Annotated in this window: 18 protein-coding genes; 16 read left to right on the top strand and 2 right to left on the bottom strand. The window is 63.0% G+C overall.

Features of this window, described 5'->3' with window-relative positions; translation table 11 throughout:
* Positions 1 to 78 precede the first annotated feature (78 nt).
* Positions 79 to 2,193: a PAS domain S-box protein gene (locus tag CKO42_RS23025; protein ID WP_200249713.1), complete on the bottom strand. Its 2,115-nt coding sequence runs from the start codon at positions 2,191 to 2,193 to the stop codon at positions 79 to 81.
* Positions 2,194 to 2,489: 296 nt separating this feature from the next.
* Positions 2,490 to 4,649 (bottom strand): EAL domain-containing protein, encoded by a 2,160-nt coding sequence (locus tag CKO42_RS23020; protein ID WP_200249705.1) that lies wholly within the window; start codon positions 4,647 to 4,649, stop codon positions 2,490 to 2,492.
* A gap of 310 nt (positions 4,650 to 4,959) precedes the next feature.
* Here CKO42_RS23020 and leuC point away from each other — a divergent pair, with 310 nt between their 5' ends.
* The 16 genes from leuC (at position 4,960) to CKO42_RS22940 (ending at position 23,896) form a co-directional block, all read left to right on the top strand.
* Positions 4,960 to 6,378 (top strand): 3-isopropylmalate dehydratase large subunit, encoded by a 1,419-nt coding sequence (gene leuC / locus CKO42_RS23015; protein ID WP_200249695.1) that lies wholly within the window; start codon positions 4,960 to 4,962, stop codon positions 6,376 to 6,378.
* Between the two features lie 2 nt (positions 6,379 to 6,380).
* Entirely contained in the window at positions 6,381 to 7,022 is a 642-nt protein-coding gene (leuD, locus tag CKO42_RS23010) for a 3-isopropylmalate dehydratase small subunit (protein ID WP_200249693.1), read from the top strand.
* Positions 7,023 to 7,053: 31 nt separating this feature from the next.
* A complete protein-coding gene (gene leuB, locus CKO42_RS23005) occupies positions 7,054 to 8,142 on the top strand; it encodes a 3-isopropylmalate dehydrogenase (RefSeq protein ID WP_200249691.1) in 1,089 nt (362 codons plus the stop codon).
* A gap of 110 nt (positions 8,143 to 8,252) precedes the next feature.
* On the top strand, positions 8,253 to 9,368 hold the full coding sequence (asd, locus tag CKO42_RS23000) for an aspartate-semialdehyde dehydrogenase (protein WP_200249689.1): 1,116 nt from the start codon (positions 8,253 to 8,255) through the stop codon (positions 9,366 to 9,368).
* 159 nt (positions 9,369 to 9,527) lie between these two features.
* On the top strand, positions 9,528 to 12,335 hold the full coding sequence (locus CKO42_RS22995; protein WP_200249687.1) for a motility hub landmark protein FimV: 2,808 nt from the start codon (positions 9,528 to 9,530) through the stop codon (positions 12,333 to 12,335).
* 188 nt (positions 12,336 to 12,523) lie between these two features.
* On the top strand, positions 12,524 to 13,384 hold the full coding sequence (truA, locus tag CKO42_RS22990) for a tRNA pseudouridine(38-40) synthase TruA (protein ID WP_200249685.1): 861 nt from the start codon (positions 12,524 to 12,526) through the stop codon (positions 13,382 to 13,384).
* A gap of 32 nt (positions 13,385 to 13,416) precedes the next feature.
* Positions 13,417 to 14,043, top strand: coding sequence for a phosphoribosylanthranilate isomerase (locus CKO42_RS22985; RefSeq protein WP_200249683.1), 627 nt, complete (start codon positions 13,417 to 13,419; stop codon positions 14,041 to 14,043).
* Positions 14,044 to 14,068: 25 nt separating this feature from the next.
* Positions 14,069 to 15,277, top strand: a complete 1,209-nt coding sequence (gene trpB / locus CKO42_RS22980) for a tryptophan synthase subunit beta (RefSeq protein WP_200249725.1) — start codon at positions 14,069 to 14,071, stop codon at positions 15,275 to 15,277.
* Positions 15,274 to 16,107, top strand: coding sequence for a tryptophan synthase subunit alpha (gene trpA, locus CKO42_RS22975; RefSeq protein ID WP_200249681.1), 834 nt, complete (start codon positions 15,274 to 15,276; stop codon positions 16,105 to 16,107). The genes trpB and trpA overlap by 4 nt, the downstream gene beginning before the upstream one ends.
* A 22-nt stretch (positions 16,108 to 16,129) precedes the next feature.
* On the top strand, positions 16,130 to 17,068 hold the full coding sequence (accD, locus tag CKO42_RS22970) for an acetyl-CoA carboxylase, carboxyltransferase subunit beta (RefSeq protein ID WP_200249723.1): 939 nt from the start codon (positions 16,130 to 16,132) through the stop codon (positions 17,066 to 17,068).
* Between the two features lie 5 nt (positions 17,069 to 17,073).
* Positions 17,074 to 18,498 (top strand): bifunctional tetrahydrofolate synthase/dihydrofolate synthase, encoded by a 1,425-nt coding sequence (gene folC, locus CKO42_RS22965; protein WP_338034989.1) that lies wholly within the window; start codon positions 17,074 to 17,076, stop codon positions 18,496 to 18,498.
* A gap of 35 nt (positions 18,499 to 18,533) precedes the next feature.
* On the top strand, positions 18,534 to 19,208 hold the full coding sequence (locus tag CKO42_RS22960) for an SPOR domain-containing protein (RefSeq protein ID WP_200249670.1): 675 nt from the start codon (positions 18,534 to 18,536) through the stop codon (positions 19,206 to 19,208).
* A 247-nt stretch (positions 19,209 to 19,455) separates the two neighbouring features.
* Positions 19,456 to 19,947 carry a CvpA family protein gene (locus CKO42_RS22955; protein WP_200249668.1) on the top strand — a complete coding sequence of 164 codons (492 nt, stop codon included), beginning with the start codon at positions 19,456 to 19,458 and terminating at the stop codon, positions 19,945 to 19,947.
* 12 nt (positions 19,948 to 19,959) lie between these two features.
* The gene (purF, locus tag CKO42_RS22950; protein WP_200249658.1) at positions 19,960 to 21,477 is read left to right on the top strand and encodes an amidophosphoribosyltransferase; all 1,518 of its coding nucleotides are present in this window, start codon (positions 19,960 to 19,962) and stop codon (positions 21,475 to 21,477) included.
* Positions 21,474 to 22,685, top strand: a complete 1,212-nt coding sequence (locus CKO42_RS22945) for an O-succinylhomoserine sulfhydrylase (protein ID WP_200249649.1) — start codon at positions 21,474 to 21,476, stop codon at positions 22,683 to 22,685. Before purF ends, CKO42_RS22945 begins: the two co-directional genes overlap by 4 nt.
* A gap of 41 nt (positions 22,686 to 22,726) precedes the next feature.
* On the top strand, positions 22,727 to 23,896 hold the full coding sequence (locus CKO42_RS22940; protein WP_200249648.1) for a type II CAAX endopeptidase family protein: 1,170 nt from the start codon (positions 22,727 to 22,729) through the stop codon (positions 23,894 to 23,896).
* The last annotated feature ends 127 nt before the right edge of the window (positions 23,897 to 24,023 follow it).

Raw genomic sequence — 24,023 nt, 5'->3', positions numbered from 1 at the left:
CGTGATGGCCCGGTCTTTGTGAGTCTCTGTCATTGGTCTGCTCCGCTACCTTGGTTGACGATGGGTTCTCATCATCGCTTATTGTGCCCGCTCGGGGTGTGTTGGAGGAGCGGGGCGGACCATTCCATTACTGATGTCCTCGATCACGGCAACGAAATAGGCAGGGGCGCCAGCATCGGTGCGCACCAGGGACATGGTCACTAGGGTCCAGATGAACGTGCCATTACGTCGACAGTAACGCTTTTCGAGTTGATAGTGGTTGATGTCACCGGCGATCAAGCGTGCGATCAGCTCGAGGTTTTTGTCGAGATCATCGGCATGCGTGAGGGTTTGAAAACGCAGTTGCCGAAGTGCGTCGCTGGAGTAGCCGAGCATCGTCGACAGGCGGCGATTGACCCGCAGAAAGCGACCATCGGGCGCGACCTGAGCCATGCCTACCGCCGCCTGCTCAAAGGTTGCTTGGAAGTCTTGCTGGCTCAGGAGTCGGGCGCGCTCGGCCTGGCGAAGGTCGGTCAGATCCTTGAACACTGTCGCGATCAGCGGTTTTCCGTGCTGCACGACGATGCGGGCGCTGACGCGGACATCGCGCAGGGCGCTATCCTTTCGGCGATGTTGGGTGTCGAAAATGGCCGAGCCCTCGAGGGTGATCGCCTCGACCTGAGCGATCTGTTGTGCAACCGATTGCACCGCTTCGACATCGCCGATGCCCATGCCAGCGAACTCGGCTTCGGTGTACCCGAGTTGCTGATGCGCTGCTGGATTGAATTGGACAAATCGCCGGGTGTCCGGGTCGATCAGCGCCATGCCGTCCGGTGCCTGGCTGACCAGCGCGAGGAATAACTGCTCTTTTTCGGCCAGCGCAATTTCGGCGCTGCGGTAGTTGGTGACGTCCGTGTTGGTGCCAATAATCCGCAAGGCTTCGCCATTTCGGTCCCGCTCGACGGCGACCCCACGGCCGAGAATCCATCGGTAACTGCCGTCCTTGGCGCGTAGCCGATGCATCACGCTGAATTGATCGCTGTCGCCGGTTCGGTAGCGCTCAAGGGCCTCGACGGTGGCCGAACGATCCTCAGGATGGATGCGGCGCGACCATTCGTCGTAGCGCGGCGCGATCTCCTCCTCGGCATAGCCGAGCATCTCTTTCCAGCGCCGCGAGTAATCGGCCTTATTGGTGCGCGCGTCCCAGTCCCAGATGCCATGGCCGGCGCCATCGAGCGCCGAGAACAAGCGCTGCTCGGAGGCAGCGATGTGGCTGTGCAGCTGGCGCTGGTGACGATTGTTGACGACGAGACCGAGCAGCAAGCCGGCAACCAAGAGCGCAAGTACGCCGGTCAGCAGCAGTTCGCGTTGGTAGTAACGCCAGATGTCGTCCAAGCTTGGTGCTTGTTGCTGGGCGAACGGTGGCACGCGCAGCTGGCGCATCACCATCTCTAAGGTTCCGTAGTCGGCCGGCAGATCAAAGCCCGCAATTCCAGCGGCTTGTGCTGCGGGATGCTCAGGCGTGAGCTCGATCAAGGCCGCCGTCAACTGACGCCCAACGCTGGCATCCAGGCCTGGGAGGGCCATGATCGGCCATTCGGGATAGAGTCGGGTCGAGTGCAGAAAGGGGAACCCAGGCGTTGTCTTCGGCCCAAGTATCTTGATCTGGCCGAGGTCAATCCGCCCTTCGGCCTGCAGTTGCTCCAAGATAACCGTTCGCACGAAGCCGGCATCGCCGCGGCCGTTGAGCACGCCGAACACCACCGCATCATGGGTCGCCGGGTCAACCTGCATGTTCAGCTGATCCGGCTTCACGCCCACGGCGGCGAGCGCCTCCAAGGGCGCGATATAGCCGCCGAGAAACTCGCGGCCAACCGCCAGAATGTCGCGCTGCTTGAGATCTTGCAGCGTCTTCAGGTCATCCCGCTCGGCGCGGGTAAAGATGACCCCGCCAAGCTGGCTGATGCCTTGCCCCTGCTCTTGGCGCATCAGGGTGGCCAGCGCGCCGCTCATCGGGAACTGCTGGCGCAGATCCACGTAGTGAACCGGGTTGGTAAACAGCAGATCCAGTTCATCGAGCGACAGGGCGTGTTTCAGCGCCTCGATGTCGAGTAGGCGCAGGCTGACCTGGTGATCTGGCAGCTGCTCAGACAGGTAGGTCGCCAGCGGTTGCCAACGCTGACGCAAGATCTCGGTCGGGCGAAAGGCGAACATGCCGAGCACCAGCTCGCGGCTGGGCGTCGTCGCGGGTGATGAGGCATCTGCTGTGCGCTCTGGAGCGTCGGTAGCTGAGGTTTCGTTCGCAGAAGCTGGAGCCGATGTGGGCGCAGTGGGTGCTGATGCGGGCGCAGTGGGTGCTGTTGTGGGCGCGGCTGTTGCCTCGGATGTTGGCACAGGCTCAGCGCACGCGGGCTGTAGAGCCGTGACTAACCCCAGCAGCATCGCTGCAGAAATGATCGACGCGCCTGCGAGAAGCCGGTGAGATGGCGTTGATCGGTTCGCGGACGCCATCATCGCCGCGCTCGATCGCTGCGCGCGCTGAGGCAGGGTAAGGCATTCCAGGGGGGCGGTGCGCGCCTGTCGAGCAGCTGCAAAAAGGCATCCCGCTCAAGCGGTCGCGAGTACAGATAGCCTTGATGCCACTCGCAGCCGTTCGCGCACAGCCAAGTCGCCTGTTCTTGGGTCTCGATCCCTTCAGCGATGACCCAGAGCCCAAGTCCTCGCGCCAGCGCGACAATGGCGCGCACCACCATCTCATCAGCGGCGCCGGTGCCAAGGTCCCTCACAAAGGACTGATCGATCTTGAGCTCATCGATCGGGAAGCGGCCGAGATAACCGAGCGACGAGTAACCGGTGCCAAAATCGTCAAGCGACAGGCTGATGCCAAGCCGATGCAGGGCGCTGAGGGTGCCGAGCACCGAGTCGAGGCGCGCCATCAGTGCCCGCTCGGTGATCTCAAGCTCCAGGTCCAGCGGTGAGAGCCCGGCACTGGACAGCCGTTGGGCGATCTCTTCTGGTAATCGCTCGTCGTCGAGCTGGGCAGCGCTGATGTTGACCGAGACCTTGACCGGGCTCAGTCCTGGTGCATGCATCAGGCTGAGATCGGCGCAGACCAGATCCAGCACCTGGTTGGTCAGGGGGACGATGAGTCCGGTCTCCTCGGCCAGCGGGATGAAGTGTCCAGGCGGGATGAGTCCCTCCTTGGGATCGCGCCAGCGCACCAGCCCCTCGGCGCCGATCAGCCTGCCGCTGCGGCCGTCGACCTTCGGTTGATACCAGAGTTCCAGTTCATGCTGATCGATGGCGCGCCGCAGCCGAGCCTCGAGCGTCAGACGGCTGCGCTCACCGATATCGAGATCGCGGTGATAGGTCTGCACCTTGTCTGCGCTCTGGCAGGCCGTGGCTGTCGCAGCCAGTGCATGGTGGAGCACTGTGTTGGCGTCTTGGTCGCAGTCCAACGCATTCGATAGGCCGACCTTGGCCTTCATTGGCAGCTCGATGCCGGTCACCCTGAGCGGTTGGCTGAGAACGGTGAGCAGGCGCTGGCTGAGCCTCAGGGCGGCTTGGCTGTCAGCGGTCGCAAACAGCGCAAAGGCCGCGTCGCTGATGCGTGCTAGCAGGAGCGGTTGGTCTGGGTTCCAAGCCTGTGGCGATGGTAGCGGCGCTTCCGGCGCGGTGATGTCGAGGTCTGCCGTCAGTCGTCTCGAAAGGTTTCGCGCCAGCGGTTCCGTGACCGCCTGACCCCAGCCCATGCCAACCCGTTTGAGGGCATCGATCTCGACCACCAGAACGCAGAGTTCAGCGGTGTCGTCTTGATCGAGTCGACGTTGAAGGTACTCGAGGAAGAAGTCGCGGTTGGGTAGCCCAGTGGCCCGGTCGTAGTAGGCCAGCTTGATGATGCGCTGCGCCGAGCGATGCATCGCGGTGACATCCTGGACGGTTCCTAGCCAGCCGCCGAGCTCGCTCGAATATTCAACATTTTGGCGCAATACGCGCGGGCCAGCACAGAGGCGGTGTTCGAACTGAACCGACGGGCGTTGCTCGAGATCCAGGCTGAGTAGGTGTTGTTCGATCTCTGCGCGTTCACGCGGATGCACCTGAGCCAGCACCTGATGCAGGCTCAAGCCTTGCGGTTGATGTGGGAGATTGAGCAGCTCACACGCGGCCTCGGCGAACTGGAAACGGTCTTGCGCTGGGTTGAACTCCCAGTGCCCCAAGCGGGCGATGCGCTGCGCCGCCGCCAACTGCCGCTCCTGTCGAGCAAGTGCCTTCAGCGTGGCGTGGGCGCGCAGCAGATAAGCGACCCGGTGGGCGATCAGCGCCGTGTTGATCGGCTTGGCGATAAAGTCGGTGGCACCGACCTCAAAGGCGCGCGCGATCGAGCCGAGGTCATCCTGCGAGGTCAGCATCACCACTGGCAGGGTTTGACCCTTGCTGTGCGATCGCAGCGCGGTACAGACCTCAAAGCCGTCCATGCCCTGCATCATCACATCGAGCAGGATCAGGTCTGGGCTCAGCTGCTCGAACAACTGGAGTGCCTGCTCACCGCTGTTGGCGATCTCGACCTGAAACCGATGCGCCAGTGAGTCCTCAATGATCAGGGTTGTGATGGGGTCATCATCAACCGCCAAGATTCGGGGTCGATCGTTCGTCGTAGGCTGAGGGTCCACCTGCACTCCTCTGTACGCTGTCTCCGCAGCTGGTTTATCGGCACAAACCTGTTGAGCCTGAAGATCAGGTTCTGCATCAGTAGAACATCGATGGCGATGAGGATGGGTTGCATTGACCCAAGCGAACATTCCGATGCGTTATCTGCGTGATGGTCAGGTTGCTTGAGCTGTGTCAGGGTTGTCGCCTTGATCAGCCCGCGCGTCAAGCGTTGTCATCCGCCCCTGTTTGGCAGCAGGCAACGCGCACATTGAGCCTTTGGCCCCGGCCGTTTATGCTGCACGGCTTGTTTTCTGATCGGAGCAACGCTCGATGGCGGCTCAAAGCGCCTCACCAAGAACACTTTTCGACAAGATTTGGGACGACCATATCGTCCGCACCGATGAGCACGGCACCGCGCTGCTGTACATTGACCGGCAGCTGGTGCATGAGGTGACCTCGCCGCAGGCCTTCGAGGGGCTCAGGCTCGCCGGCCGCAAGCCGCGCCGCCCCGAGGCCAACCTGGCGGTGCCTGATCACAATGTGCCGACCAGCGACCGCCACCTCGGCATCGTTGATCCGATCTCGCGCCTGCAGGTCGAGACGCTCGAGGCCAACTGTCGCGAATTCGGTATCCAGCTCTTTGCGATGGGTGATCCGCGCCAGGGCATCGTGCATGTGATCGGCCCCGAGCAGGGCCTCACCCAGCCGGGCATGACCGTGGTCTGCGGCGATAGCCATACCTCAACCCATGGTGCCTTTGGCGCGCTCGCGTTTGGTGTCGGCACCTCCGAGGTCGAGCATGTGCTCGCCACTCAATGTCTGCTGCAGCGCAAGCCGAAGAGCATGCTGGTGAGCGTTGAGGGTGCGCTTGGTCGCGGGATTACCGCCAAGGATATCGTGCTGGCGATCATCGGTGAGATCGGCACCGCTGGCGGTACCGGGCATGTGATCGAGTACGCTGGCGAGGCGATCTCGGCGCTGAGCATGGAAGGCCGGATGACGGTCTGTAACATGAGCATCGAGGCCGGCGCGCGCGCTGGGCTGATAGGCATCGACGAGAAGACCGTCGACTATCTGCGTGGTCGTCCGCAGTCGCCGACGGGCGATGGCTTTGAACAGGCGGCCGACTATTGGCGCTCGCTGAACAGCGATCCTGGCGCCGAGTACGACCGCGTGGTACGGATCGATGCGGCCAGTATTCGCCCGCAGGTGACCTGGGGCACCTCACCCGAGATGGTGGTGCCGATCGACAGCGAGGTGCCAGACCCAGACGCGGTGGCCGATCCGGTCAAGGCCGGCAGTTATCGCCATGCGCTGACCTACATGGGACTAGAGCCGCTGACACCGATTGCCGAGATTGGCATCGATAAGGTGTTCATTGGCTCCTGCACCAATGGTCGCATCGAAGACCTGCGCGCAGCCGCTGAGGTGGCCAAGGGGCGCCATATCGCTGCGTCGATCAAGCTGGCGATGGTCGTCCCCGGCTCCGGTCTGGTCAAGGAACAGGCCGAGGCCGAGGGCCTGGATCAGGTCTTCATCGACGCCGGTTTCGAGTGGCGCGATCCCGGCTGCTCGATGTGTCTGGCGATGAATGCCGACCGGCTGGAGCCGGGCGAGCGTTGTGCCTCGACCTCGAATCGCAATTTTGAGGGTCGGCAGGGGCAGGGCGGTCGCACCCATCTGGTCAGTCCGGCCATGGCTGCCGCAGCGGCGGTTGCCGGGCGCTTCGTCGACGTGCGGGAGTTTTGATGATGAAAGCCTTCGAGACCTTTCGCGGTGTGGTGATGCCGCTCGATCGCGCCAATGTCGACACCGATGCGATCATCCCCAAGCAGTTCCTGAAGTCGATCCAGCGCACCGGCTTCGGCCCAAACCTGTTCGACGAATGGCGCTATCTGGACCATGGCGAGCCGGGGCAAGATTGCAGCAACCGGCCGCTGAACCCGGACTTCGTGCTCAATGATCCGCGCTATGCCAAGGCCGAGATCCTGCTCACGCGACATAACTTCGGTTGCGGTTCCTCGCGCGAGCATGCGCCCTGGGCGCTGGATGGCTATGGCTTTCGGGTGCTGATCGCGCCCAGCTTCGCCGACATCTTTCGGCAGAACACGATCAAGAACGGCCTGCTGCCGATCGTGCTTGATGAGCAGACCGTCGATGCGCTGTTTGCGCTCGCCGGCGGTGAGACCGCGCTCGAGATCGAGGTCGACCTAGAAGCGCAACAGCTGCGGCCCAGTAGCGGCGAGCCGATCGCGTTCGAGATCGATGCCTTCCATCGCCATTGCCTGCTCAATGGGCTCGATGACATCGGCCTGACGCTGGAACGGGCAGACGAGATCGCCGCTTACGAGCAGCGTCGGCAGCAGCAGGCGCCTTGGCTGTTTGCATCCTAATAAGACGCCCTTTGCTCCAACGGAGATACGATTGACCAAGAAGATTCTGATCCTGCCCGGCGATGGCATCGGCCCCGAGATCGTCGCCGAAGCCGTGAAGCTGCTCGATTGCCTGCGCGCCGACTTCGGGCTCGAGATCGAGACCGAGACGGCCTTAGTGGGCGGCGCGGCCTATGACGATTGTGGCTCGCCGTTACCGGAGTCGACCCTCGACCTGGCCAAGGCCGCCGATGCGGTACTGCTTGGTGCCGTCGGCGGCCCGAAGTGGGAGCCGCTGGAGATCGCGCTGCGTCCGGAGAAGGGGCTGCTCGGCCTGCGCGCCGGCCTTGGCCTGTTCGCCAATCTACGCCCGGCGATCCTCTATCCGCAGCTTGCCGAGGCCTCGACCCTGAAGCCGGAGGTCGTCTCCGGGCTCGACATCATGATCGTGCGCGAGCTCACCGGCGGCATCTATTTCGGCCAGCCGCGCGGTGTCGAGACGCTGGCGAGCGGCGAGCGCCGCGGCATCAATACCCTGGTCTATACCGAGTCTGAGATCGAGCGCATCTGCCGCGTCGCCTTCGAGGCTGCGATGCGGCGCGGCAAGCGTCTCTGCTCGGTCGATAAGGCCAATGTGCTGGAATGCACCGAGCTGTGGCGCGAGGTGGCGATCCGGGTCGGGCGCGACTATCCAGAGGTTGAGCTCAGCCACATGTACGTCGATAACGCGGCGATGCAACTGGTGCGCGCGCCCAAGCAGTTCGACGTGATGGTGACCACCAACATGTTCGGCGACATCCTCTCCGATGCGGCGGCCATGCTGACTGGCTCGATCGGCATGCTGCCTTCGGCCTCGCTGAACGCGGACAATCAGGGCATGTACGAGCCGATCCATGGCTCGGCGCCGGATATTGCTGGCAAGGGCGTCGCCAATCCGCTCGCAACCTTGCTCTCGGTTGCTATGATGCTGCGCTACTCGCTAGCAGCGCCGGAGCATGCGGAGCGCATCGAACAAGCGGTGTCTAAGGTGCTGGATCGCGGGCTGCGCACCGGCGATATTGCCTCGCCTGGCACAGAAACGGTCGGAACCGCGGCGATGGGTGATGCGGTGCTCGAGGCGATCCGCGCTGCGGCTGCTTAGGATGAAAGAGCGCATCTATTCGCTCAGGTCGCGTATTGTTACGCTTGTTTTTCTTCGCATATCACTGTTCATGTTGTTTATGAACGGTACCTAACAAAGGTGAGCGCTCGATGAATCGAGTCGGTTTCGTTGGCTGGCGTGGCATGGTGGGCTCGGTCCTGATGGACCGGATGCGTGAGGAGCATGACTTCGCGCTGATCCCCGAGGCGCGTTTCTTCTCGACCTCGCAGCAGGGCGAGCCGGGGCCGGATGTGGGGCAGGGCGCGCAGCCGCTGCTCGACGCCCATGATCTGGACGCCTTGGCTGGGATGGACGCCATCGTCACCTGCCAAGGCGGTGATTACACTGGACAGATGTTTGAGCCATTGCGCGCGCGCGGCTGGCAGGGCTATTGGATTGATGCCGCCTCGACGCTGCGGCTGCGTGAAGACAGCACCATCGTGCTCGATCCAGTGAATCTAGAGGTGATCAAGCAGGCATTGGCGGCCGGCAAGCGCGACTTCATCGGCGGCAATTGCACGGTCAGCCTGATGCTGATGGCGGTCGGCGAACTGCTGCGCCGCGACCTGGTCGATTGGGTCAGCGCCATGACCTATCAGGCTGCCTCTGGTGCTGGCGCGCGCAACATGCGCGAGCTGCTTTCGCAGATGGGCGCCTTGCAGTCCAGTGTCAGCGAGCTGCTGGCTGATCCGCGCAGCTCGATCCTCGACATCGATCGCGCGGTGACCGCGGCGATGCGCGCGGACGCGTTCCCGACCGAGCAGTTCGGCGCGCCACTGGCTGGTAGTCTGATCCCCTGGATCGACAAGCCGATGGAGAATGGCCAGTCGAAAGAGGAATGGAAGGGCGGGGTCGAGACCAACAAGATCCTGGGGCGCGCAGAGAACGCGATCCCCATCGACGGCACCTGTGTGCGCATCGGCTCGATGCGCTGCCACAGTCAAGGGCTGACGATCAAGCTCAAGCAGGCGATCCCGATCGACGAGATCACTGCCATGCTCGCGGAGGCCAATGATTGGGTTCGGGTGATCCCGAATGAGCGCGAGCAGACCGTTGCTGAGCTGTCTCCGGCGGCCGTGACGGGCACGCTGCGCATTCCCGTCGGCCGGCTGCGATCGATGGCGCAAGGTCCGCAGTTCCTAAACGCCTTTACCGTGGGCGACCAGCTGCTTTGGGGTGCGGCTGAGCCGCTGCGCCGTATGCTTCGCATCCTCTTCGAGCGTTGATGCTGTCGCGTGGGGCTGTCGATCGCCAAGCGACTGCGACACCAATCATCTTCTGTCGCTTTTCTTAAGCTGCTACCGCAGGCTTGGCCGCAACAGCCAACGGTAGCAGCAGCCAAAGGTGGAGTGCTCCGCTGCCGCGCACTGAGCCTGTTGCTCGGTATGGCGGCCCTTCTCCAAGGTCAGCCGATTGCAGCGTTGGGCCTAGGCGAACTGCACACCCATTCTGCACTCAACCAGCCTTTTTACGCTGAGATCGAGCTGTTCGAGGTCGACCAGAACGCGCTTGATGCGGTTAAGGCCAGTTTGGCCAGCCAGTCGGCGTTTGAGCAGGCCGGGATCGAGCGCCCGCATGCGCTGACGCGCCTGCAGTTCACCCCGATGATGGGCCCTCGGGGTGAGCCGATGATTCAGGTGATCACCCGCGAGCCGATCCGCGAGCCGTACCTGGATCTGCTGGTGGAGGTGATTTGGCCGGATGGGCGGCTGGTGAAAGAGTATGCGGTGCTGCTCGACCCGCCCGCTGTGGGTGGGCAGCGCACGCCGCGCGCAGCACCGCCGCGTCCTGCGCGAGCGACTCAGTCGCCATTGGCGGCTGCTGCGCAGGCTTCGAGCGCGTTCCGTCTCGAGCCTGACTCAGCCGCATCGTCCGATGCTCAGCGTATTGAGTCCGTGGATACCGCGAGCGCTGAGCAGCCTGCAGCTTCGCAGCCGTTGGAAGAGATCGCCGAACAGATCGATGTCGAGAGCCTCGAGGTTGACGTCGAGATCCCGGCGTCGGCGGCGGAGCTCGATTTTCCGTTGCGCTATGGCCCAATTCGCCCTGGGGATGGCCTGATCAGGATTGCCCGTCGTCTGACACCGCCTGGTGCGACCCTCGAGCAGACCGCAATGGCGATCTACCGCAACAGCCAGGACGCCTTTCACAACGGCGACATCAATCAGTTGCGTATTGGCGCCGAGCTGGTCATTCCAACCGCTGCCGAGCTCTTCGCGCTACCACCGCAGGCCGCGCTCGCGCAATATCGCTCGGCGTTGGCGGGTCGTCCAGTGGTGTCCACCCCGCTGACTGATCCAGACGTGCGCTTGAGCATTGCGACCTCGGAGGTGAGCCAGATCCCCGCTGCGGATAGCGAGGCTAGCGAGGCTAGCGAGGCTGCTGAAGAGGTGCAGGCCGACCTCGATCCTCTAGGCTTGGAGCCAGCGTCTGCCTCGGAGCTGAGCGAGCGACCCATTGCGGATAGTGAAGCTGAAGAGAGCGAAGCTGAGGAAGTGCAGGGGGACCTCGATCTGCCAGACTTGGCGACAGTGTCTGATCCGGATGCGACCGAAGCGCTCGCTCCAGCGCCGGGTCCGTCTCAGACTGATGCAGTGCTTGAGGCGGAGATGTTGTTGCTGCGCGAGGTGAGCGAGGCCAATCGCCAGGAGGCGACTGAGCTCCGAACGCGCGTTAAGGAGCTGGAGGCACAGCTCGACGATATTCGACGCCTGCTCGAGTTGCGTAATGCGCAACTGTCCAGCTTGGCCATGGCCGAGGGGCAGACGGCTAGCAGCGTGACCAATGAGCTGGCTGAGGCCGAGGACCTCACTGGTGCGGCGACCCAGCCTGCGAATGCCGACCAGAACCCTGCAGCCATTGCCGACCTGAACCCCGCAGCCATCTCCGCTGCTGGGACGAGCAGCGACGATGCCAGCGCTGGCGGAGCGGAAGCGGTGTCAGGGACTGACCCAATGACTGTGATCAGTGCTTGGCGCCAAGCGTTACCGCGCTCGGAATGGCTGCTCTTGGGGGTAGGGTTGCTCTTGGCCTTGCTCGGGCTGATGCGGTATCGCCGCAGTCGGCAAGCATCTTCGGTCGCTGCAGTCGATGTCGACGACGCCCTGCGCGAAAGAGACATGGTCAACGAGCCGTTTTCGGATGATCTGCAATTAGACCCCGAGTGGCCAATCGCTGAGACGGTAGGCGCAACGCAGGTCAATGGTGTTAGTACGCACGTAGAATCTGCCCCAACCATGCCGGTCGATCAACGAGAGTCGTCCTGGCAAGGCGAGGCGATCGAGCTCGACGCCCTGACCGGCGAACAGGCTTTGGCAGCGGCTGTGGTGACCCAGCACGACATGATGGCTTCTGAGCCGGCGGCTGAACCTGCACAGGATGTTGAACGCTGGGCGCGGATTGAAAACGCCCTTGGAGAGGTTCCAGAGGTTGGCTCGCTTGTCGAAGAGTCGCCAGAGGTTGGCCTTGTTGACGCTGAGGCGCCAGAGGTTGGTGCAGTTGTCGACGATGATGACGGTGAGGAGCTGTTCCTTGATCTCGACGAACTCGAGCAGGTGGTCGAGTCAAGCCCAGTGCAGCCGTCCGAGTCGCCGTTTGCGCAGGACCAGCCAGCCGTTGGTGATCAGTCGGTGGCCGAGGACCAAGGTCGCTACGAACTCGATCTTGCGGCCCTCGATGCGCTCACCGACGCTGAATCGAGCCCTGCTGCGCGGTCTGAGCCTGAAGTACGCCCCTTTGTTTCGGAGCCGTCTCAACCCGTCGAGCATGAATTATTTGAGCATCAATCGCTTGATCATGAATCACTCGAGCATCAATCACTCGAGCATCAATCACTTGATCATGAATCAATCGAGCATCTTGACGATCTCGAGCTGCCCACCCTTGCCGATCTGCCTGATGCTGACGCAGCGGCGTTGGCTGCGTCATCGGCCGCTGATCAGGACGTCGCTCAGGACGTTGGGGATCTTGGTCGCGTTGCGGTCGCAGCAGCAGCAGAGGAGGGAGGCGATGAACGTTGGCCCATCGAGACTGATGAGGGCTGGGATGAGGTTGGCCTCAAGCTCGATTTGGCGCGCGCCTATCTGGACATGGACGACCCGGATGCCGCCAGCGCTATCCTGAGGGAGGTGGTCGTCGAAGGCCGTGACGAGCAGCGACGTGAGGCCGAGGCACTGTTGGCCGGGCTCAGCTAAGTGGTTGTCCATTTTCTACTTCCCGATGATCGCCCAACACTGGCCCTCAAATCGGGAAGAAGTTGATGGACAGTTTCTAAGCTACAGGGCGCGTCGCCACCCCGGATGATGAAGCGCTGGATGCACGCTAACCCCTGATTCGGCGACGATTGGCCATGATAGATAAGGGTGATAGATAAGGAATGGTGATGAGCCCTGCCGATCCCGTCAGTCCGACACCGCGAATCGCGCTTGGCGTCGAATATCTCGGCACGCAGTATTGCGGTTGGCAGTTTCAGCATCACGCGCTCAGTGTGCAGCAGGTATTGGAACAGGCGCTCGCTCGGGTTGTTGATCAACCGATCCGAGTCCACTGTGCGGGCCGTACCGATGCGGGCGTTCATGCCACTGGGCAGGTCGTACATTTCGAGCCCCCGGTCGAGCGCCCAGAACGCGCCTGGACCCTGGGCGTCAACGCGAACCTGCCCGACGATGTCGCGGTGCGCTGGGCGCGCCCGGTCGAGGCCGATTTTCACGCCCGGTTCTCGGCCGTGGCACGGCATTATCGCTATCTGATCCTGCGCCGACCGGTGCGCTCGGCGCTCTGGCATCAGCGCGCACTCTGGACCCATCGGTCGTTGGCGGTCGCGCCGATGCAGGAGGCGGCCGCGGCGCTGGTCGGGCGCCATGATTTCACCAGCTATCGCGCGCTGGCCTGTCAAGCGAAGAGCCCGGTGCGCACCTTGCACTATCTCGACCTGATCGAGCGTGGCGACCTGCTCGAGCTGCGCGTCGGCGCCGATGGCTTCCTGCATCACATGGTGCGGAATCTGGTGGGTGTGCTGCTGGCGATTGGGCGTCGGGATCGGCCTGCCAGCTGGGCTGCTGAGCTACTGACGCTGAAGGATCGCGCGCGCGGCGGCGTGACTGCGCCTGCGCATGGCTTGTATCTGGTCCGCGTCGATTATCCGGCCGCCTTTGGACTGCCGAGCGACCTGGAGGATTTGAGCCCTGAGGCTCGGCCAGCGGCTGATTTGAAGCCAGACGAGAACGGCCTGGCTGTGATCTAATGCGCGGTTTGTGATGGGGAGCGGCGCGCTCGATGCGAACGCGGGTCAAATTCTGTGGTCTCACCCGGCTCGCGGATGTCGATGCGGCGGTCGCGCTCGGGGTCGATGCGATTGGGCTGGTCTTTCATCCGGCAAGCCCGCGCGGTGTGGATGCCGAGCAGGCGGCTGCGTTGGTTGCCGCAATGCCGGCGTTCGTGACGGCGGTGGGATTGTTCGTTGATGCCGAGGCCGATCGCATCCGCGCCGTGCTCGAGCGGGTTCCGCTTGGCGCACTGCAGTTTCATGGTCACGAGCCAGCGGACTATTGCCGCAGCTTCGGTCGGCCTTGGATCAAGTCGGTCGCCGTGCGTGCCGGCGTTGATCTTGAGGCCGAAGCGCAGCGCTACGCGGGCGCGAGTTCACTGCTGCTCGATACCTATGATCCGGCGCTCGCCGGTGGCACCGGCCGCCGTTTCGACTGGGACCTGGTGCCGGCTCAGCAGGCGCAGCGAATGATCCTCGCCGGCGGGCTGTCGGCGGCGAATATTGCCGAGGCGATTCGCCAACTGCGCCCGTACGCCGTTGATGTGAGCGGCGGGATCGAGCAGGCGAAGGGCGTCAAAGACCCAGACAAGATGACTGACTTTATGAAAGGTGTACGTGATGGCGACCAGAGCTGATGATCTCGGACTCGGTAAGCCGCCGATGATGGCGGCGGAGCCTTATCAGTGGCCGGATGCCCGTGGCCATTTCGGCCCCTACGGCGGGATGTTTGTGCCCGAGACGCTGATGCATCCGCTGACCGAGCTGCGTCAAGCGTACGAGCGTTATCTTGGTGATCCGGACTTCTTGCGTGAGCTAGACGCCGACCTGCGTGACTACGTTGGGCGCCCGTCGCCGGTCTACCATGCCGAGCGTTGGAGTCGCGAGCTGGGTGGCGCGCAACTGTTTCTGAAGCGCGAAGACCTTAATCACACGGGCGCGCACAAGGTCAACAACACCATCGGCCAGGCGTTGCTGGCGCGCCGCATGGGCAAGACCCGCATCATCGCCGAGACCGGTGCCGGCCAGCACGGCGTTGCCAGTGCGACGGTCGCGGCTCGGCTCGGGCTGGAGTGCGTGGTCTATATGGGCGAGGTCGATGTCGCGCGCCAAGAGGCCAATGTCTACCGCATGCGTCTGCTTGGCGCCGAGGTGGTCGCGGTCAAGTCCGGCACCCGCACGCTCAAGGATGCGCTGAACGAGGCCATGCGTGACTGGGTCACCAACGTCGACAACACCTTTTATATCATTGGCACTGTTGCTGGCCCGCATCCCTATCCGGCGATGGTGCGCGACTTCCAATCGGTGATCGGCCGCGAGGCGCGCGGGCAGATGATCGAGCAGAGCGGGCGGCTGCCGGATGTGGTGATGGCCTGCGTGGGCGGTGGCTCGAACGCGATCGGGCTGTTCCATCCGTTCATTGGGGACGCTGAGGTCGCGATGATTGGTGTCGAGGCCGCAGGCGATGGGCTTGATACTGGCCGTCATGCGGCGCCGCTCTGTGCCGGCACGCCAGGTGTGCTGCATGGCAATCGGACCTACCTGATGGAGGATGCCAACGGCCAGATCCAAGAGACCCATTCGGTCTCCGCTGGCCTCGACTATCCCGGCGTTGGTCCCGAGCACGCCTGGCTCAAGGATACCGGCCGGGCGAGCTATGTTGCGGTGACGGATGACGAGGCGCTCGCGGCCTTTCATGGTCTGACTCGCACCGAGGGCATCATTCCAGCGCTCGAGACCAGCCATGCGCTAGCCTATGCGGCCAAGCTGGCGCCGACCATGCGCAAGGATCAAAGCATCCTGATCAACCTCTCGGGCCGAGGCGACAAGGACATGCAGACCGTCGCGCGCATGGAGGGGCTGCAGCTATGAGCCGCATTCAGACCCTGTTCGATCGCCTGCGCAGCGAGGGCCGCACCGCGTTGATCCCGTTCATCACCGCCGGTGATCCGACGCCCGAGCTGACCCTGGAGCTGATGCACCGAATGGTCGCTGCTGGCGCCGATCTGATCGAGCTTGGGGTGCCGTTCTCCGACCCGATTGCCGATGGGCCGGTGATTCAACGGGCGACCGAGCGGGCCTTGGCGCAGGGGGTCTCCTTGCGCGATGTGCTGGGCATCGTGCGCCGCTTCCGCGAGACCGATGATCAGACGCCGGTGGTCCTGATGGGTTATCTGAACCCGATCGAGGTGATGGGCAATGTGGCCTTTGCTGAGGCGGCAAGCGAGGCCGGTATGGACGGCGCGCTGATCGTCGATGTGCCGCCGGAAGAGAGTCACGAGCTGGTCGATGCGATCAAGGCGCAAGGGCTCGACCTGGTCTATCTGCTGGCGCCGACCTCCGATGCGGCGCGCATTGAGGCGATCGCTGAGGTGGCCTCTGGTTTTGTCTACTATGTCTCGGTCAAAGGGGTGACCGGCGCCGGCCATCTCGATGTCGACGAGGTCAAATCCAAGTTGGACGCGATTCGCGCGCGCATCGAACTGCCGGTTGGGGTTGGCTTCGGGATCAGGGATGCCGCGACAGCGGCGCAGGTGGCGCAAGTCGCCGATGCGGTGATCGTTGGTAGTGCCATCGTTGGCCGCATCGAGGCGCTTGCGCAGGAAGGGCAGGCCGAGCGTATTCCGGCTGTGATTGGCGACTTCCTCAGCGAGCTGCGGGTCGCCATCGACCAGACCAACGACGGAGGCCAGCATGGCTGAGAAGACCGCCCGTGGTGAAGCGATGAGCTGGTTCGAGAAGCTGATCCCGAGTCGTATCCGGACCGAGGCGATCAGCAAGCGGGCGGTGCCCGAGGGGCTCTGGGATAAGTGTCCGGGCTGCAACGCCGTGCTCTATCGGGCGGAGCTGGAGCGCAACCTCGAGGTCTGTCCCAAGTGTGGTCATCACAATCGCATGCTCGCGCGCAAACGGCTCGAGCAGTTCCTCGATCCGGAATCGGCCGAGGAGATTGGCATCGAGCTGGACTCGACCGATCCGCTCAAGTTCAAGGACATGAAGAAGTACAAGGATCGGCTCAGCCAGGCACAGAAGCAGACTGGCGAGAAGGAGGCTCTGATCGTCATGCGCGGGCGACTCAAGGGCATGGCTTGCGTTGCGGCGGCGTTCGAGTTCCGCTTCATGGGCGGATCGATGGGCTCGGTGGTTGGTGAGCGTTTTGTGCGCGGAGTCGATGCCGCGCTGGAGCAGGACGCGCCCTTCGTCAGCTTCTCGGCGAGCGGCGGCGCACGCATGCAGGAGTCGCTGTTCTCGTTGTTCCAGATGGCGAAAACCAGCGCGGCGTTGGGACGCTTGCGCGAGGCACGTCTGCCCTTCATCTCAGTGATGACCGATCCGACCATGGGCGGCGTCTCGGCGAGCCTGGCGATGTTGGGTGATATCAATATCGCCGAGCCGGGCGCGCTGATCGGGTTTGCGGGTCCACGGGTGATCGAGCAGACAGTGCGCGAGACCCTGCCGGATGGCTTCCAGCGCAGTGAATTCCTGCTCGATCATGGGGCGCTGGATCAGATCTGCGATCGGCGTGATCTGCGTGATCGAATCGGTGATCTGGTCGCGATGCTGATGCGTCGCTCGCTGCTCGATGAAAGTCCCGTCGAGAGCAACAGTGCGAACGAGTCGATGGTCGCCGAGTCGCGCGCCTTGTTGCCGAGTCCGCTCTGAACACGTTGGCCGCGAGCCCTTCCGCACCCGCTGACGCTAGCCCGACGGCGTCTGGTCCGACCGATGCTAGCCTGGGCAGTGTCGAGTCGACCCGCTCCGGCCTGATTGAGCCAACAGAGGCTGTTGCAACGGTTTCGAACCTGCGTTTTCAGACCTTGGCAGACTGGCTCGCGTGGCAGGAGACACTGCATCCGAGCCGGATCGACCTCAGGCTTGAGCGCATCAGCGCGGTCTGGCAGCGGTTGCATCCCGAACTCAGTCCGGGTCGACTGCCGTGCGCCGTGATCACCGTTGGTGGTACGAATGGCAAGGGCTCCTGTGTTGCCTACCTAGAGGCCTGGTATCGGGCAGCCGGTTACCGCTGCGGCGCCTATACCTCACCGCATCTGCTGCAGTACAACGAGCGCGTCCGTCTCGATGGCGAGATGGCGACCGATGCCGAGCTTTGCGCGGCCTTCGCGCGCATCGACCAGGTTCGCGATGGGGCGGCGCTGACCTATTTCGAGTTTGGTACGCTGGCGGCGTTAGACCTGTTCGTTCGCGCTGGCGTTGAGATCGCGCTGCTCGAGGTTGGTCTGGGCGGACGTCTTGATGCGGTCAATATGATCGATGCGGATGTCGCGCTGGTGGCCAGTATCGGTTTTGACCATACCGCTTGGCTCGGTGATACCCTCGATCTGATCGCGTTCGAGAAGGCGGGCATCTTCCGCGCAGGGCGCCCGGCCGTGATCGGGCAGCGCGATGCACCGGCGCGGTTGCGCGAGCGCGCAGAGGAGATCGGCGCGTTGCCGATGCAGCTCGGGCAGGAGCTTGACTGGACCGCTGAGGCTGGCCAATGGCGCTGGTGTGGTCCGAATGATCTACAGTATGGCGCCTTGCCCGCGCCCGCTTTGCGGGGACGACGACAGTACGACAACGCGGCTGCCGCGCTCTGCGCATTAGCGCAGCTCAGCGATCGGCTCCCGGTCAATCTGGCGGCGATCCGCCAGGGGCTGTTGCGGGTCAAGCTCAATGGTCGATTCAGCGTACTGCCGGGGCGGCCGACCTGGATTCTCGATGTCGCGCATAATGATCAGGCGGCGCTGACCTTGGCCGAGAATCTCGCCAGTTATCCCTGTGCTGGGCGTCGTCTTGCGGTGCTCTCATTGCTTGCGGATAAGGACGCTAGCGCCGTGATCGCGCCGCTTGCGCCTTTGATCGATGCTTGGCACCTTGGACAGTCGGCGAGTGAGCGGGCCATGGCCCTAGAGGATTTAACCGCCGCCTTGGCCAAGAGCGAAGCTACCGCCCGCCATGTCGCGCATGCCGACCTCGATCAGGCCCTCGCCGCCGCGGCGGCGGAGGCGGGGCCGGAAGATCTGATCCTGGTGGTCGGCTCTTTTGTGACGGTTGAGGCGGCACTGCGCAGTTCGATCATTGCTACTGTATAATCACCTGCTGTGCAACGAGCGGATATCCTGGGGTCATGACGCGGATGGATGAAGCGGCTAAGAGACGTCTGGTCGGTGCGGCCGTATTGGTTGCGCTGGCGGTGATCTTTGTGCCGATGCTGGTCGAGCGGGGCGCTGATGATCTTGGTGATCCGATTGTCATCCCAGAAGCGCCTGATCTGGATGGTTGGGCTGATGGCGATGCCGATTCGAGTTTCGCTGAGTCGGGATATGATCCACAGCTTCCCGATCCGGACGTTGTGATGCTGCCGCTCCCAACGCCGGAGCCTCCACCGTCAGCGCTCGATGCTGAGCCCGCCTCGGCCGAATCTCGGTCTGATCGCCGCACTCAGCCCGGCACGTCGCCAGCGGAGCGCCGTGCGAGCGAGTCGAGCGTGGTGACGGGCACTGACAGCGGGCGCGGCGAGACCATCGCCCGTGCGGCCGCGGGTCCTAAGCCGGTGCCGCCTGGCACCAGCGCCTGGGTCATCCAGGTCGCGAGTCTCGGCTCGCCGGAAGCGGCCCAGGCCCTCCAAGACGAACTGCGCAACAAGGGCTATCCAGCCTTTGTCGAGCAAGCCAATGTGAGCGGCCGTCGCTATTACAGGGTTCGGGTTGGTCCTGAGATCGAGCGCGCCCGGGCGGATCGTCTTGCCACCAAGCTTGCCGCTGATACCGGTGCTCAGCCACTGGTTCAGCGCTATCCTTAATGCTCATGGCGCGTTGCCATGCCGGAAAATGAACCGCGTGAGATTCACCTTAACGCTCATGGCGCGTTGCCACCCCGCAAAATGAATCGCGTGAGATTCACGTTAGGTGCCGCGAGGCGCGTGCTGTTGTGGTCTGCGCCGGCGCATCGAGCCGGTTTCCTGGTCGAAGCTGATGGGCCGAGGCTCCCAGGCATTCGATCTCCGCTTGTTCAAGAAAGTGCTCGATGAGGCTTAGGCAGGACTCACTATGATCTGGGTTGATTACGTCATCATCGCGATCATCGCGCTTTCGGCGCTGATCGGGCTGGCAAGAGGTTTGGTGCGCGAGGTGATCTCGCTTGCGGTCTGGGTGGCCGCCTTGGCGGCGGCCTGGCTGTTCTACGAGCCGGTGGCGCTTGAGCTGACGCCCTGGATCTCGACACCGTCCGTGCGCATTGGGGTTGCGGTCTTGATCCTGGTGTTCGGTGTGCTCATCGTCGGCGCTATCCTCGGCTACATGCTCGCGACCCTGGTCGATAAGACGGGACTGAGCGGCACGGATCGGTTGCTTGGCGTGGTCTTTGGCGCTGCGCGGGGCGCGGTGCTGGTTGCGCTGGTGGTCTTCCTGGCTTCGCTGACGCCGGTCACCGAGGACCCTTGGTGGGATCAATCGCAACTGCTCGATCAATTTAAGATTCTGGCGGATTGGATGCTGGAGCAGGTGCCGCCGGATGTCTCCGAGCGTATCAAGGCGTTGTGAGGTAGTTAGGCCATGTGCGGAATTGCTGGCATCGTTGGCAAGTCGCCTGTCAATCAGATCCTCTACGATGCCTTGCTGGTGCTACAGCATCGTGGGCAGGATGCCGCCGGTATTGTTACCAGCGACAGCAAGAAGTTGCACATGCGCAAAGACACGGGGCTAGCGCGCGATGTGTTCCGCACCCGGCATATGCTGCGACTTCGCGGCAACATGGGCATTGGCCATGTGCGCTATCCGACCGCTGGCGGCTCTTGTTCCTCTGAGGCACAGCCGTTCTACGTCAACTCGCCCTATGGCATCGTGCTGGCGCACAACGGCAATCTGACCAACGCCGAAGAGCTCAAGCGCGACGTCTTCGTCGACGACCTCCGGCATATCAATACCGAGTCCGATTCCGAGATCCTGCTCAACGTCTTCGCGCATGAGCTGCAGTTGCAGAACAAGCTGCGCATCGACGAGCAAGATATCTTCCGTGCGGTTGAAGGTGTGCACCGGCGCTGTCGGGGTGGCTATGCAGCGGTGGCGATGATCCCCGGCTTTGGCGTGTTCGGCTTCCGAGATCCGCACGGCATCCGACCGGTCGTCTACGGTAAGCGCGAAACCGACGCCGGCGAGGAGTACATCATCGCCTCTGAGAGCGTGGCACTGGATACCATTGGTTTTGAACTGATCGGCGATGTGGCCCCGGGCGAGTGTGTCTTCATCGATGTCGAGGGTCATCTGCACACCAAGCAATGCGCGCCGCAGCCGGTGCTCTCGCCTTGTATCTTTGAGTTCGTCTACTTCGCGCGGCCAGACTCGATCATCGACAACATCTCGGTGCACAAGGCACGCTCGCGCATGGGCAAGAAGCTGGCGAGCAAGATCAAACGGGTCTGGCCCAGTCACGATATCGACGTCGTGATTCCGGTGCCGGATACCAGCCGCACCGCCGCGCTGCAATTGGCCAATCATCTTGGGGTGCCCTATGCCGAGGGCTTCATCAAGAATCGCTATATTGGCCGTACCTTCATCATGCCGGGCCAGCAGGTGCGGAAGAAATCGGTGCGGCAGAAGCTGAACGCGATCGATCTCGAGTTTCGCAAGAAGAACGTGTTGCTTGTCGATGACTCCATCGTGCGCGGGACCACCTCGCAGCAGATCATCCAGATGGCGCGGGACGCGGGTGCGCGGAAGGTCTATTTCGCATCCGCCGCGCCGCCGGTTCGGTATCCGAACGTCTACGGGATCGATATGCCGTCGGCCAGCGAGCTGATCGCACACGATCGGAGCGAGGCCGAGATCGAGGAAGAGCTCGGCGCCGACCGGCTCTTTTTCCAAGACCTCGACGATCTCATCGACGCGGTCCAGAAGCGCGGCAAGAGCCTGGTCGACCGCTTCGATACCTCGGTGTTCGATGGGGTCTATGTGACGGGCGATGTGACCCCGGGCTACCTCGAAGAGCTGGAACGCGCCCGCAATGACGGCGCCAAGGAAGAGCGTCAGTCGCGCCAGGACGAGACCGTCATCGAACTCTACAACACCGCATGAAACTCGCGACCCGCGCGATTCGCACCGGGCATCAGCGCACCGCCGAGGGTGAGCATTGCGAGCCGATCTTCGCCACCTCGAGCTTCGTCTTCGAGAGTGCCGCCGAGGCCGCCGCGCGCTTTTCTGGCGAGCAGCCGGGGAACATCTACTCGCGCTTTACCAACCCGACCGTACGTGCCTTTGAGCAACGGCTCGCAGCGCTCGAGGGCGGTGAGTCTTGTGTCGCCACGGCGTCCGGGATGGCGGCGATCCTGGCCACCTGCATGGGCTTGCTGCAGGCTGGAGACCGCATCCTCGCCGCTCGCAGTCTGTTCGGCAGCACCACGATGCTGTTCGACAAATACCTTGCGCGCTTCGGTATCGCCACCGACTACGTCCCGCTCAGTGACCTTGATGCCTGGGCTGCAGCGATCCGCCCTGAGACCAAACTGCTGTTCGCTGAGACGCCATCGAATCCGCTGACGGAGATGGTCGCAATCCGACCGCTGAGCGAGATTGCCCACGCGCAGGGCTGCCTGCTCGCGATCGATAACTGCTTCTGCACACCGGCGCTGCAGCGCCCGCTCGAGCATGGCGCTGATCTGGTGATCCATTCGGCGACCAAGTACCTGGACGGGCAAGGCCGCTGCGTTGGCGGTGCGGTGGTCGGCGATGCCAAGCGGGTGGGCGAAGAGGTGTTCGGCGTCGTGCGCACCGCTGGTCCCTCGCTCAGCCCGTTCAACGCCTGGCTGTTTCTGAAGGGACTGGAGACGCTGTCGTTGCGCATGCAAGCCCACGCCGCGAGCGCGATGCTGCTGGCTCAGTGGCTCGACGAACATCCGGCCGTAGCGCGCGTCTACTATCCCGGTCTGCCTGATCACCCGCAGCATCATCTGCTCGCCAACGGCCCCAGCGCCGGTCCAGAGGCGCAGCAGCAGACCGGCGGCGGCATCATTGCCTTCGAGGTGGCATCGACTCATCCGAGTCGAGCGCGCGAGGCCGCTTGGTCAGTCATCGACGCCACTCAGATGCTCTCGATCACGGCAAACCTTGGTGACACCAAGACCACCATCACCCATCCGGCCACGACCACCCATGGCCGGCTGAGCCCCGAGGCGCGAGCCGCAGCGGGGATCAGTGAGGGGCTGATCCGGATCGCCGTTGGGCTCGAGGATGTGGCCGATATTCAGGCCGATCTGGCGCGCGGGCTGGCTCCGGGCCCGAGGTAACCTAGCGGTCTCGAGCCAGATCGGTGGGGGCAGAGAGAACCATGTTAGATCGACGCAATCCCGAGCTGCCTCCGGCAATGGCTGCCGACATGCTGGGCAGCATGAAGGACGGCGTGCTTGCGGTCGATCCAACTGGCGCCATCCTGCTTGCCAATCCGGTGGCCTTGGCGATGTTCGAGCTCGAAGCGACGAAGGTCATTGGCGCGACCTTCGCCGAGGTCTTCCTGACCCGAGACGGGCTCGATGCCTTCAATGACTGCATGCTAGCCGCCATCTACAACCCCGGTGTCCCGCAAACGCAGGAACTGGTGCTCAGCCCAGGTGGCGAGGAGCGCTTCATCATCGTGCGCACCAATCGACTGACCTCTCAAGCCGATGGAAGCGGCATCGATGGAGACACCGCTAGAAGCACCGGTAGAAGCACCGAAGGTGTTGTCGCCGTCATCTCGGATATCAGCGAACGAGTTCGCCGTCTGCGCGATAAGGTCGAGAGCGAGCAACAGCGCGCCGCAGCCGGGCGCTTCATCGTCGCTATCTTTACGGTCTTCAGCCTGTTCACGCTGACACTCGAGCCGATGCAGGCATTCGCCCGTGCCGGCGGTCTCGACATCGGCCCACTGATTGGTCTATTGGCGCTGGTGCTCACCGCCGTCGGCATCATGTGGTGGACGCACTTGCCGCCAGCAAGGCTTGGTCTGACCTGGCACCTGCGACGGCGCGACCTGGCCGAGTCGATCTTCTGGTCGATCGGGTTTTGCGTCTTTATCACGCTCGGTAAGCTCTTTGTGTTGCGTGTTCTGCTCGGCATCAGCGCCGATGAACGGGCACTGTTTGAGTTCTGGGTGCTCGACAATGGTGAGGTGGTGACCAGCGCTAGCCTGATGGCTCTTGGTATCGCTTTCTACATCGTCACAACGCCGATACAGGAAATTGGCGCTCGCAGCGCCATTCAAGCACCGTTGCAAACCTTTCTCGACGGGGCTGTGCGATCCCCAAGATGGACTGCAAACATTGTCACGACCTTGATGTTTGCCGTGCTGCACGCCCATCTCGATCCGATCGTCGCATTGATGGTGACTGTGCCATCACTGCTCTGGGGCTGGCTGTTCATGCGCTCGGATACCATCCTCAGCCCGATCATTTCCCACACGATCATCGGGATCTACGCGGTCTTTGTGCTCGGGCTCTTCGTTGGCTTTGATAATCAGTAATGGAATGGTCCGCCCCGCTCCTCCAACACACCCCGAGCGGGCACAATAAGCGATGATGAGAACCCATCGTCAACCAAGGTAGCGGAGCAGACCAATGACAGAGACTCACAAAGACCGGGCCATCACG

The sequence above is a fragment of the Lamprobacter modestohalophilus genome (assembly GCF_016583905.1).
Classification (GTDB): domain Bacteria; phylum Pseudomonadota; class Gammaproteobacteria; order Chromatiales; family Chromatiaceae; genus Lamprobacter; species Lamprobacter modestohalophilus.
Note: the sequence above shows the minus strand (reverse complement) of the source record. Positions and strands in the feature narration are given on the sequence as shown.